This window comes from Paenibacillus plantarum (assembly GCF_013141695.1).
Classification (GTDB): Bacteria; Bacillota; Bacilli; order Paenibacillales; family NBRC-103111; genus Paenibacillus_E; species Paenibacillus_E plantarum.
Window position 1 is genome coordinate 119,921 of sequence record NZ_WHNY01000028.1, and the last position, 12,914, is coordinate 132,834.

The 12,914-nt window shown below is 48.2% G+C and carries 13 protein-coding genes; all 13 read right to left on the minus strand.

The genetic code is table 11. From position 1 onward, the window contains the following. Positions 1–14: 14 nt before the first annotated feature. On the minus strand, positions 15–1,115 hold the full coding sequence (locus GC096_RS09765) for a site-2 protease family protein (protein WP_171630053.1): 1,101 nt from the start codon (positions 1,113–1,115) through the stop codon (positions 15–17). Positions 1,116–1,122: 7 nt separating this feature from the next. Next, positions 1,123–1,488: an arsenate reductase family protein gene (locus GC096_RS09770; protein ID WP_171630054.1), complete on the minus strand. Its 366-nt coding sequence runs from the start codon at positions 1,486–1,488 to the stop codon at positions 1,123–1,125. A gap of 127 nt (positions 1,489–1,615) precedes the next feature. Continuing rightward, a complete protein-coding gene (locus tag GC096_RS09775) occupies positions 1,616–2,557 on the minus strand; it encodes an RluA family pseudouridine synthase (protein ID WP_171630055.1) in 942 nt (313 codons plus the stop codon). Next, positions 2,554–3,123 (minus strand): cob(I)yrinic acid a,c-diamide adenosyltransferase, encoded by a 570-nt coding sequence (locus GC096_RS09780; RefSeq protein ID WP_171630056.1) that lies wholly within the window; start codon positions 3,121–3,123, stop codon positions 2,554–2,556. The genes GC096_RS09775 and GC096_RS09780 overlap by 4 nt, the downstream gene beginning before the upstream one ends. Beyond that, positions 3,120–4,718, minus strand: a complete 1,599-nt coding sequence (locus GC096_RS09785; RefSeq protein ID WP_171630057.1) for a cobyric acid synthase — start codon at positions 4,716–4,718, stop codon at positions 3,120–3,122. Before GC096_RS09785 ends, GC096_RS09780 begins: the two co-directional genes overlap by 4 nt. Then, positions 4,711–5,826: a threonine-phosphate decarboxylase CobD gene (cobD, locus tag GC096_RS09790; RefSeq protein WP_246302674.1), complete on the minus strand. Its 1,116-nt coding sequence runs from the start codon at positions 5,824–5,826 to the stop codon at positions 4,711–4,713. Before cobD ends, GC096_RS09785 begins: the two co-directional genes overlap by 8 nt. Positions 5,827–5,856: 30 nt before the next feature. Then, entirely contained in the window at positions 5,857–6,675 is an 819-nt protein-coding gene (gene cobS / locus GC096_RS09795) for an adenosylcobinamide-GDP ribazoletransferase (protein ID WP_246302667.1), read from the minus strand. Beyond that, positions 6,654–7,616 carry an adenosylcobinamide-phosphate synthase CbiB gene (gene cbiB, locus GC096_RS09800; protein ID WP_376769484.1) on the minus strand — a complete coding sequence of 321 codons (963 nt, stop codon included), beginning with the start codon at positions 7,614–7,616 and terminating at the stop codon, positions 6,654–6,656. The genes cobS and cbiB overlap by 22 nt, the downstream gene beginning before the upstream one ends. Before the next feature lie 606 nt (positions 7,617–8,222). After that, on the minus strand, positions 8,223–8,777 hold the full coding sequence (gene cobU / locus GC096_RS09805) for a bifunctional adenosylcobinamide kinase/adenosylcobinamide-phosphate guanylyltransferase (protein WP_171630060.1): 555 nt from the start codon (positions 8,775–8,777) through the stop codon (positions 8,223–8,225). Positions 8,778–8,803: 26 nt separating this feature from the next. Then, positions 8,804–9,946, minus strand: a complete 1,143-nt coding sequence (locus tag GC096_RS09810; protein ID WP_171630061.1) for a nicotinate-nucleotide--dimethylbenzimidazole phosphoribosyltransferase — start codon at positions 9,944–9,946, stop codon at positions 8,804–8,806. 22 nt (positions 9,947–9,968) lie between these two features. Continuing rightward, entirely contained in the window at positions 9,969–10,745 is a 777-nt protein-coding gene (locus GC096_RS09815) for a heme ABC transporter ATP-binding protein (RefSeq protein ID WP_171630062.1), read from the minus strand. Positions 10,746–10,750: 5 nt separating this feature from the next. After that, positions 10,751–11,788, minus strand: coding sequence for a FecCD family ABC transporter permease (locus GC096_RS09820; RefSeq protein ID WP_171630063.1), 1,038 nt, complete (start codon positions 11,786–11,788; stop codon positions 10,751–10,753). Continuing rightward, a complete protein-coding gene (locus GC096_RS09825) occupies positions 11,788–12,798 on the minus strand; it encodes an ABC transporter substrate-binding protein (RefSeq protein ID WP_171630064.1) in 1,011 nt (336 codons plus the stop codon). Before GC096_RS09825 ends, GC096_RS09820 begins: the two co-directional genes overlap by 1 nt. Positions 12,799–12,914: the final 116 nt, after the last annotated feature.

Below are 12,914 nucleotides of genomic sequence, written 5' to 3' on the forward strand. Positions count from 1 at the left end.
TGTGAAATGTGATGTTAGGAAATGATGCCGACCTGATGAACGAGTCTTATCATATAGAGCAAAAATAAAATTAATACCAAATAGGAGATCCCAAACTTCCAGCGAGTTTTAACGGGTACTTCATAATAGCTTTCTTGCATCCCTAGTGGGGAGTATTCCACTTGAACCTGAAGACCAAGGTGCAAGCCATCCTCTTTATTAATGCGTTCTGCTTTTACCAATTGCACTCTCTTAACAATCGCCTGCACAGGCAAGTATGCGTGCCCTTCAAATCCAATCGCATGCCATGACATAGTCAACGTTTGTCGGCCAGCGCCTGGCCCTTGCAATTCCGAATAGGTGATATAGTCCAAATCACGCGTATGGCTCTCACCTGGGATCATATAGCCTTGTTGCAGCAAATGATTGGCTGGAAATTCGAATCGTGTAGCGACAGTTACGCGTTCTTCTTTATGACGATACCGCACATATTTCTTGTATAAATCCCATGCAAACATCGCCCAGATGATCAAGAAAATAATCTTACTCGAAAAGTAACTATCGATATAGATTATGATGATGAGCCCGCCAACTAAACCAACTAACCATAACCAGCGTGTTACGGCTGTTGAGATTCGTCCGCCGTCCAGGGGATGTATAGGCAGCAAGTTGATCAGATTCAGATAAAAAGCAGCGTAGGCAACAGAAACGATCACTGCTGAATCCAAATAAACACCTACACCAAAAGCAGCTACGCCTCCGAGCGTCCCCAGAATAGGGCCTCCAATACCTATGAAGGCTTCTGTGGCTGCATCAGTTGGATTCTTTTTCATCGTGATCAACGCACCGAGGAATGGGATGAAGACTGGTGCCGACACGGGTAACCCCTTGATCTTCGCTGCAAGCACATGTCCTAACTCATGGATGAGGATCATAAGCACCAGACCAATCGCAAACGGCAACGGCGCCAAGTAAGCGTAAGCCCAAATCGTGATAAACATCGAGATGACAGCGCCGCCAACTTTTCCAAACTTCAAAGCGGCAAGCAGCAGCTTGCCTTGTGATAAGAGGACAGCGATGAATCCGCCAATAGCTAGTGGTGACTTTTTGCGTGTTGGTTTCTGGTTGTCTTCCACGTCCCTATCACCCTTTCGCCCAAACATCCTCAAATACATCTTCTTTGAAGCCTACCGTCACTTTATGTCCATCCGTTACAATAGGTCGCTTAATTAATCGCCCATTCGAGGCTAGCAAATCAAGCATTTGTTCTTGTGACATACCTGCCAGCTTGTCTTTCAAATTCATCTCTTTGTAGACGTCGCCTGATGTATTGAAAAACTTCTTAATCTCAAAGCCACTTAACTGAAGCAAATCTGCTAGTTCCTTCGCTGAAGGCGGCGTTTCAAATAAAGCGATGGAATCAGTAATCTCAATATCGTGTGCTTTCAGCCACTTTATAGTACTCCTGCAGGTCCCACATTTATCGTAACCATACACTTTAACTCCCACGTTGTAATAACTCCTTTATGCCGTATGATGATCAAATAGAACTACTTAAAATTTTGGGCTAATTGCCATGGAAAGTCAAGTAATTGCAAAGAAAAACCATCCAGAAATTGGAGTGATTTTCGATTTTTTACCTTTTATTGGCTAACCATTGCTCAAGATCGGATAAATCGGCAGGTAATGGCGCATTAAATTCGGTCCATTCCCTTGTACCTGGGTGTACAAAGCCTAGTTTAAACGCATGCAGCGCCTGACGCTCTAATCGATCGCTGGCTTCCAGTTCAGCTGCAACGTCCCTATACTGTTCCAGTGTGTACATCTTATCCCCTAACAGTGGATGCCCTAAGTGGCGCATATGCACACGAATTTGATGCGTACGCCCAGTTTCAAGCCAAATCCGAACGAGTGCGGCTTTCTCGAATTGTTTCACGACCTCATAATGCGTTACAGCAGCATAACCATCAGGGCGAACGATGCGTACATGAGGCTGCTCGGGATCACGATCAATAGGTTCATTGATCGTCCCTGATGGTAAGGCTACCGTACCCCAAACGAATGCGAGATACTCTTTTTTCACGAGATGCTGAATCATTTGCTCGGAAATTTGCTGATGTACATAAGGTGTTTTGGCAATGGCGAGGACACCAGATGTTTCTTGATCCAGTCGATGTACCGGACGGAAACGGCACGTAATCCCCGCTTGCTGCCAGTGATACACGACCCCATTCGCAATCGTATTCACATAATGACCATGCGTTGGATGGACAATGATGCCCGCATCTTTCGCTAGAATGAGCAAATGCTCATCTTCGTGAAGAATATGCAGTGGAAGATCCTGAGGCAGAATATCCTCGGATTGCTCTTCTTCCATTCGAATTTCGACACGGTCGCCAGCCTTCACTTTGATATTGATGTACTGCCTTTCCCCGTTAACCGTAATCCCTCGCTCCGTAAGTTTGATGCGGGATAACAATTTGCGTGAGACCATCAATCTTTTTTGGAGCACCGTTTTGAGGATGAATCCTTCTTCCTCTGACGGGACAATGTATACTAATGGTTCATAGTAGCTCATGATTTACGTTTAAACACCTCAGCACTGCGTATATATTCCACATCTGCAATCCCCTCTCGGAAGTTCGCTGTGCGAGCAATCGTGAAGAAAAAGTCCGACAACCGGTTCAAATATCGGCGCACCTCGGGATTAATCTCCTGTGTGCGGGCTAGTGTAACGACAAGACGTTCGGCCCTACGGCAAACTGTACGACAAACATGCAAGGTAGAGGATACAGTCCCGCCTCCAGGCAAAATAAAGCGAGTAATATCTGGCGTTTCGGCATCATATTTATCAATCCAAGTTTCTAACGCTTCTACCATATCTGCCGTTACTTTATAAGGACGCAAATCCTGCTTCAGCAGTGCTAGATCTGAACCGCAATCAAACAGCTCATGTTGAACTTGCAGTAAATCAAGCAATAAATCGGGGTATTTCTGCGGATCCATGAAACTCATCGCTTGACCTAGAAAGCTATTCAGCTCATCCGTCGTTCCATAGGCCTCGACACGATCATCATCTTTGTCCACACGACCACCAATCACACCGGTTTGGCCTGCATCTCCTGTACGTGTATATATTTTCATCTTAGAACTCCTCCCGCCTTCGTAGAATGTGTGACTTCCATCATCTCATAAACTCGCTTCATATCCAAGTGAGCTCGTACATGGTCAGCTAATCGATCAAATGCCGCTTCTCGGCGTTCCTTATACCGTAGTCCTTCTAAGATTGGGGATAATCCCTTTTGCAATCGAATCTGGTTCAACCAAGCTCTACGGAAATCATCATTGTGCAAAATACCATGGATGTAAGTTCCCCACACACGGCCATCTAGTGAGACTGCTCCGTCAGGATGAAGCGAAGTTTCAAGAAGCTCCTCTGAATCGGTGCCTAATTGAGGAGCAATTTGGAAAGGAGGTACGATTTCATGCACATATTGCGTCCGTCCCATGTGGATTTCATAACCATCGATAACCAAATTAGCAGCGAAAAGCGTACTGACGCCTTGCACCCTTACAGTTCGTTTGTCTGGCGTGAACACCGTTTCTGTCGGAAGCAGCCCTAAGCCTTCAAGCTCAGCATGCTCTGATTCGTACCTTCCTGGATCCGAGAGTGTGACGCCTAGCATTTGATAACCTGCACAAATCCCAACAATCCAACCTCTGTCCTCATGAGCAAAAGAAATTAATCGCGCAGCCAGACCCGACTCCTTCAGATAGTGCAAGTCTTCCATCGTATTCTTACTTCCTGGAAGTAAAACGACGTCCGGCTCACCCCATTCAGCTAACGAATCGATGTATCGGAAATGTATGTCGGTTTCTTCTTGCAGCGGATCAAAATCCGTGAAGTTCGAAAGACGAGGCAAGCGAATGACCGCAACGTCCAATTGATCTGAATTCTTTCCTTGTTGGTTCGAAGATCTTCTGCTTAGCGTACGTTTGGAATCGAGTGATGCCGAGTCTTCGTCCTCAATGCCAAGCTGCTGCAAATAGGGAATGACGCCAAGAACTGGCTTCCCTGTTCGCTCTTCCAGCCAATCCAAGCCAGGCTTCAGCAAGCTGACGTCCCCGCGAAATTTATTAATAATAAAGCCTTTCACCCGGTCTCGTTCCTCTGGGGTCAAGATTTCAAGCGTACCCACAATCGAAGCAAAAACCCCGCCACGATCAATATCAGCAACCAGCAGAACCGGTGAATCTGCCCAACCGGCTAGACGCATATTGACGATGTCACGATCTTTCAGATTGACCTCCGCCGGACTTCCTGCTCCTTCTAGAACGACAATGTCATATGCGCTGCGCAAGCGTTCTAAAGCATCTTTCACGATAACTTCCGCTTTGGGCAAATAGGACTCTCTATACGCCCTTGCCTCCAAATCGGCATATGGCTTCCCATGAACAACAACTTGAGCCACCATGTCTTGCTTAGGCTTGAGCAGAATCGGGTTCATATCTGTCGTAGCGACAATTCGGCAAGCATCTGCTTGCACACCTTGCGCTCTGCCAATTTCTTTGCCATCGAACGTAATGTAAGAATTGAGGGACATATTTTGCGATTTAAAAGGCGCTGTCTGCCAGCCGTCCCCCACGAAAATACGGCATAAGGCCGCCGTAAGAATACTTTTGCCAACATCAGAAGCAGTGCCTTGAATCATGAGAACTGCTGACTTTGATTCACTCATGGCCGGTACCTCCGCTAGTAGTTAAGTCGTTCATCATGCTGCGTAAGGCTTGTAGTAAACGCTCATTATCCTCACGAAGACGAATGGCAACTCGACAATAACGTTCATTCAAGCCTGCGAATAACGAAGCATCCCTAATCAGAATCCCTTGATGCCCCATATGCTGTTGAGCTTGTTTAACGCTAATCCCACTCGATACAGGAAATGAAAACAACAAGAAATTCACATCACTTGGCACAACTTCCAAACCGATATGACTTAATTGCTCGATGAGCCAAGGCCTCTCGATGCGCAACCATTCTCTAGTGGATTGTTCGAACGCATCATCTTCCAGAACCGCCCCCCCCATCTGTTGAGCGAGATAATTCACACTCCATTGTACCTGCTGCTGTCGGAGTTGCTGGATAAGATCAGGGTGAGCTACCATAAAACCTAAACGAATGCCTGGGATGGAATAAAATTTTGTCATTGAACGGATCACAATCAGGTCTTGACTTGTAGAGGCAAGTTGCAGCATCGAATACTCCGACTCCTGTGGAACAAAATCCATAAAAGCCTCGTCCAGCACGAGCTTACGCCCGCTCTGAAGCAGTTTGCTTAGCACGTTGCGAGGAATCAGTTTACCAGTAGGATTGTTGGGGTGCCCGAGGAAAAACAAGTCCAGGGCTGGCAGCGCTGCTTCGACATCCTGCCATTGTAATTCGAATTGATGCTCAGGGAGTAAGGGGATATTGATTATCCTGCCACCCGTCTTGTGAACAGCTTCCTCATACTCGCTAAAAGACGGCCTAGCAAGCCCCGTTGTGCTTGGCTTCACTACACGAATGATCAAATCGATGAGCTCTGCGGCTCCATTTCCAACTAAAATACTTTCCGGATCAATCTCGTACTTCTGAGCTAGATTTCGACGAAGCTCACGCACAGCAGGATCTGGATATTTGACGATATCGCGCCAGCTTGCTGTTAGAATCTCTTTGACCACCTCAGGAGGCCCAAGAGGGTTCATATTCGAGCTGTAATCCAGAAATTGTTCCTTCGGCCGATTCCAAGCTTCCTCTGCTGTCCACAGATCGCCTCCGTGTCCATAACGCTCTAACATAATGGTCATTCCTTTCACGAGAAGATGACAGCCCCTACCCTACAGGACAATGATGATGACGGCTAGTAAAAGCACGCTCTCCAGCAGCTCATTTAAAGCGCCATACGTATCTCCGGTAAGTCCGCCAAGCTTGCTGCTGATGTAGGCTGCAATACCGCTTCCAACTAGCGTGGTGATGGTCATAAAGCCTAGAACAATGCTCCAGCTCGGTAACGAAGTTGGGTTCGCAGTGCAAATACATAGCGTAGTCGTTAATAGGGCTACTAATAAAGATATCGTGACATGCTTGCTGTTAACGCCACGGAACAGACTCCCTAATCCCGAATTTGGCCTTGCGTAAGACCAAATTCGAATCGCTGCAACCATGAACCAACGACTCCATATCGGCACGATGGCCAGTAGAAGAAGCAGACTTCCTCGGTCCCCTGTTTGGTAAGTATCCAGCAAGGTATAGAGCAAGGAAAATTTTAGTAACAGATGCAGGACACACACAATAACGCCCATTGCCCCCACACGGCTATCTTTCATAATCTCAAGCATTTGCTCGCGGGGACGGTGACTAAGTATCCCGTCTGCGGTATCCATGAGGCCATCCAGATGCAGTCCACCTGTGAGAATGACCCAGATCGCTAGGAGCAAGACAGCAGCCGGCATCGTTGGCAGCACATAGGAAAGCCCAGCTCCTGCCACCATAAGAAGTAGTCCAATCACGAAGCCCACAAGTGGGTAAAATATGGCGCTGCGCTGAAACACGCGCTCGGTATACTCAATCTGTACCGGAATCGGCAGACGCGTTAGGAATTGAAAGGCGGCTGCACAGGCTCGCAGCCCGTCCATTAAAAAATGAGTACGACGCATAGGAGTCCTCCCATCACTACAAAACTGACGCCGTAGAGCATGCGCACGGCGTTCACGATATCCCGCTGCGTTCGCGGACGCAGCGGCCAGCCCAGGCGGGCGCGCTCACTCGCCGCGCCGCCATAGACGTTCAGCCCGCCGAGCTCGATCCCGAGTGCCCCGGCTACCGCCGACTCAGGGATCCCGCTGTTCGGGCTGGGGTGTAGATGCGCGAAGCGGCGAATCGCCGCCGCCGCGCGCGGAGCTGAGAGGCCCGGCTTCGCCAGGGCCACGAGGATCAGCAGGATCCCGGTGAGCCGCGCCGGGATCCAGTTTAGGGCGTCGTCCCAGCGGGCCGACGCGGTGCCGAAATGACGGTATCTGTCATTTCGGTAGCCGACCATCGAATCCAGCGTATTCGATGCCCGGTATAACATCGCCAGCGGCGCACCGCCGATGAGCGCATAGAACAAGGGCGCGATGACCGCGTCCACGATGTTCTCCGCGACCGTCTCCACGACGGCTCGCGTGAGTTCCTCCTCGTGAAGCGCATCCGTATCCCGGCCAACGATGTAGCCGGTGTACTTGCGAGCATCCGCGAGATTGCCTGCGCGCAGCGGATTGTAGACCAGATACGCAGCATCCTTTAAGCCTTTGATCGCCACCGTCGTGGAGATAAGCCAAGTTGACACCGCATACCCTAACCAAGGATGAATATCATTTGCGAAGTGTACGAGCACAAGTACCACAATAAAACTCAGTGTAATTGTAGAAAGCATGAGCAAGAGACCCTTTATGCGCAGCCTTGTGCGGTGTTCATCCTCTTCGTTGCTTGATGCGGCCTTCCTATGGTGCAGTCTATCTTCCACCCAGCGGATCCAGCGTCCAATGAGTATAACGGGATGCGTGGGCCATTTCGGATCACCAATCAGCCAATCTAATGCTATTGCAGCAGCCGTCATCCAGACGAGTTCCTGCCAAGTATATATCCACATAAGGGCTTCACCATTCCGTACTTACTTGTCTACAAATTAACGGCTACGCTGCCCTCTTAAACGTCTCAAATTGTTTATGAGGACATATAGCCGCCTAATCACATGAAACACAAACATTATTTTTCCACAAAGACTCCTAACACACGGGATTTAAGACGGTATTGGTGTTGTTTATAGATTTGAGGGTCGCGTAGGCTGCACATTTGTATTAAATGGAAAATATACAGCTATTTATGAGAAATTCCTTTGAAAACTCGATTTAACTGTAAAACATGTCGTTAATTTCACCTTTTTTTGTTCATATTGGTTAAATGGACAAAATTAACTACTGTTTTTCCATTTATTCATAATGCGCTCGAAAAATCCCCAAATATAACTGTATAAAATCCATCTATTTGCCTCTGGCCCACCGTATATTTACGATACTTTCAGCTACAACTATTCCCTTTCCACTTAACCCGAACCACACAAACTTATCATTTAGATGTCAAAATAAACGGCTACTCGTCCTTCAAGGACGGAAGATTATATAGACAAATATTTCCAACTTATTATGTGTAACATATAAATTCTTTACAAATAAGCTCTACTTTTTAATTCGATCGGGATACCGACCGTAACCAGAAAAACCTGCTGACAGACTTCAGCCACACGCTGATTCATCCGTCCAGCCAAATCTCTGAATTGACGGCCAAGCGGGTACTCAGGCACAATACCGTCGCCCACTTCATTCGTAACTAAAATAAGTTGTCCACTGTAGGAGGACACGGCATCCACGAGTTCGTCAATTTGATTGGTTACGAGTTGAACTGCATTGTTCTCCTGCTCGTAATAGAGCAGCCAGTTCGTCAGCCACAGCGTCAGGCAGTCTACTAATACTACTGCGCCCTCGCCGCTCTCCTGAAGCTGCGTGAGACAGTCTCGCAGCGCATATGGCTCCTCCCTCGTTTCCCAAGGGAAACCAGAGTGAAGCCTCATCTGCTGGTGCAGACTCACCCGCTCCCTCATTTCCTCATCGTAGATGTGGGAGGTCGCAATGTAAATCCCCTGCTGGCAGCGATGCATGGCCAGCTTCTCCGCGAAGGAGCTCTTGCCGCTGCGCGCGCCGCCCGTTACCAGAACCGCCATCGTGTTCGCCTCCTTCTCTCTGCCTGTTACTCCCTCGAAACGCCTGCGCTTTCGAAGGTCGCCATTTCCTTCATGATCTTGCCTGCGGCATCGATCAAGTTGAACACAAGCACTGCGCCTGTGCCTTCACCCAGTCGCATATCCATTTGCAGCATCGCTGCGAGGCCAACCGACTCGAGCACCTTCGCATGTCCCTGCTCCTGCGATAAGTGCGAGGCGAGCATGTAGGACGCGCTTAGCGGGGCTAATCGGCTCGCCACGAGCGCCGCGGTCGACGAGATGAAGCCGTCGACAATGACCGGGCAGCGATGCTTCGCTGCGCCCAGGATCACCCCAACAAGACCGGCGATCTCCAATCCGCCGACTTTGCTCAACACCTCAAGCGCGTAATCACCGCTTGAGCCTTCTTCTGCACTTGCACTTGCACTCGCACTTGCACTTGCACTTGCACTCGCACTCGCGCCTGCACTGACTCCTGCCCCACGCCCAAGCAACCCATTCACATCCAGCGCCGTATTCACAACCGACTGCTTATGCAGCCAAGTCGCATCGTCAATGCCGGTTCCACGACCTACAGCAATACTAGTGTCTAATCCCGTCAACGCACATAAGATCGCTGCGCTCGCCGTCGTATTGCCAATCCCCATTTCACCCGTAGCGAAAAGCCGGTACCCTTTTGCCACCAAATCGTCCACAATTTCACTGCCAGCTACAATCGCTTGCGTCGTCTCCTCCAAGGTAAGAGCCGCTTCCTTCGCCATGTTGCGCGTGCCTTTTCTAACTTTACAAGAGACGAGATTGGGATGCTCTAAATCCGCATTAACCCCCATATCCACACAAACCACATCAGCTCCAGCATGTCTAGCAAGGACATTAACAGCAGCCCCACCATACAGGAAATTGAGCACCATTTGCGGTGTCACTGCCGCCGGGAAGGCACTGATGCCTTCCTCACAAACACCATGATCACCAGCCATGACAATAACCGCTTTTTTCTCAAAAGTCGGCATCACTTCACCTGTAATCCCAGCGACTTGGCGTGCGATATCCTCAAGCTTACCCAAGCTTCCTTGCGGCTTCGTCAACTGATTCAAATGGTCATTGGCTTGAAGAGCCACCTCTTGATGGATAGGTTCAATCGCGTTAATCAAGTTATGTAAATTGTTCATTATCGACTTCCTCCAGCCTTCATTATTTCCCAGGTTGTAATAAAATCTGCGGAACCTCACTCACGGGGTGTTTAAGTACAATCGGCTCTGTTCCATATACTTCAGCTATTTGTGTACTTGTAATAATTTCTGCAGGTGTTCCAATGGCGGTTACTCGCCCCTCATGTACGATCATCAATCTCGTGCAATACTGCGCTGCCAAATTCAAATCATGAAGAACAGCTATAACCGTTAGTTCCGACTCCTGCTGCCAAGAACGAATATAATCCATCATCTGTATTTGATAACCGATATCTAGAAAAGTAGTCGGCTCATCGAGCATGAGCAAGCTTGGCTGCTGAGCCATCACCTTGGCAAGAGCAACACGCTGCCGCTCCCCACCACTTAGTCGCTCAATCGTGCGATCTACGAGCCCTTCCAACTCAAGCTTTGTGATAATGGCATCAATAAGTCCATCCGATTCAGACGTATCTTCCCCTAGCCAATTTTGGAACGGGTAGCGTCCCATCTCCACGACTTCACGAACCGTGAAGCCAACAGGCGGCAACGCATCTTGCTGAAGTACAGCGAGCCATTTGGCCAGTTCTTTGCGCGAATACGATGATACCTTTTTTCCTTTTAAAAGCACATGGCCATGCATGACCGGATCCATGCCGGATAAGAGTCGCAGTAATGTAGATTTCCCGCTGCCATTCGGACCAATGATCCCAAAAAACTCCCCTTGCTCGACCTCGAAGCTTATATTATCCAACACTTGTTGTTCTCGAAAGCTCTGAAAGAGCCCCTCCACTTGAATCATCGTGATCAACCTCTTAACGTTTTCTTATCTTTATGGAGCAGATAGGCAAAAAATGGTGCACCCAGAAACGCCGTAATCACTCCCAGAGGAATTTCCGTAGGACTTAGGAGAGTTCGAGCTAATGTGTCAGCCCATAACACATAAATACCACCGCAAATCGCGGATAAAGGAATGATTAGTCGATAATCCGGACCAACCAACAGTCGCACCAAGTGCGGTACGATCAGCCCAACAAAGCCAACCACCCCTGCGACAGACACCGCAGCAGCCGTGATCAACGTTGAAGCGATGAGTACAATCAGTTTCGTACGCTCAACATGAACACCGAGATGTGCAGCCTGACGCTCTCCTAATGCCAGCAGGTTTAATGATCTCGCATAGCTTAGCAGAATCACTATACCGATTAGTAGATAAGGTAAAATCATATACGTATATGCCCATCCACGCATCGATAGACTGCCCATGAGCCAGAAAATAATTTCATTCACCGTTTGGTTCGAAATCGAAACTAAGAACGATACAAACGCCCCTAGAAAGGCTTGCATCACAACGCCGGATAGAATCAACGTTTCCATCTTTAGCTTCCCATCAATCATTGCTAGCTTCAAAACCAAGAACAGGGAAATAAGCCCCGTCGCGAAAGCCACAATGGGGATCGACCATTGTCCGAACCAAGCGAACTGCAGCCCGAAATAAATAAGAACTGCAGCCCCAACAGAAGCTCCTGAAGATACGCCCAACGAGTAAGGGTCGGCAAGCGGATTGCGCAGAACCCCTTGGAAACCAGCACCAGCTATGGAGAGTACAGCCCCTACAAGAATACCCAGTAACATGCGAGGGATTCTTACTTTATTAATGATTTGTTCCGAAGATTGCGGCCAGTTCACCTCGACATGACTTCCTATCCAAGGAAGATGCTTCGCTAGAATCCCCACGATTTGTGAAAGTGGAAGCTGTGCCGACCCGATGGATAAACTCACCACAATAGAAAGAAGAAGGAGTAGAACGCCTACTCCTCCTCCAAACATCAATTTTCTTTTCATTATTTCACCAATTCAGGATAGATCCCTTTCGCCATTTCCAGTAGTCCATCCGTCAGTCTCGGACCTGGGCGGCTTACGGAGTTCTGGTCAAGACCTATCACACGTTTATTTTTCACGGCGTCAATCGTATCCCACCCACCGCGCGTACGAATAATTTCTTCTAACGGCTTCTTACTCTTGATATCAACAATCCCGTTTGCGAATAAGATCACGTTCGGGTTCTGTTGAATGATTTTCTCTTCACTGATTTCATACCAGCCTGCTTTATCCGCAGCAACATTAATCCCCCCAGCTAGGGTAATTAATTCATCCATGAACACACCGCTTCCTACGGTCCAGCCTGGAGCAAATTCCATGTACACTTTTTTCTTATTCTCTTGCTTCACATCTTTTACAGCATCGACAACTTTCTGACGATCCGCTTTCATTTTGGCGACAACTTTCTCCGCTTGCTCTTGATGATCGGTAATCAGTCCAAACGTTTGAATATTATTGATCGCTTCATCAAGTGTTTTGGGATCTACTTTAAACACGTTAATGTTCATCGCACGCAGGTCATCCACTGCTTTAGCATTCATGGAAACACCAGTGATAACAATATTCGCATTCGTAGCAATGACTGCCTCCATATTGGGCTTCGTAATGCTGCCTAGCTTCGGCTTCGATTTTGCTGCTTCCGGATAATCGTCATAATCCGATACACCGACAATATTCGCTTCTAGTCCAATCGCAAACAGCGATTCTGTCTCTGATGGCGAGACCGACGCGATTCGTTCTGGCGCTTTGTCGAACGTAAACTCTTTACCTGTCGCATCTTTTACTTTCAATGGATACGTCGTTTTCTTCGCAGCGGCAGGAGTTGCCGATGTTACGGGTGCCTTCGTCCCCGCACCACCTAGTTTCGATGGATCCGTAATTTCTGTTTCCTTCTTCGCACATGCCGCTAACGAGATCGCGGTCGCAACCGCTAATGTAAGAATAAGACTTTTTTTGAAATTGCTCTGTTTCATCACTTAAACCCTCTTTTCCATATTTTCAATTTACAGCCAACAAAAAGTCCCCTTGTTCACTAGGAACGAAGGAGACGATAAATCGCGGTATATGGCAACGAACTTACGTGCGCTGC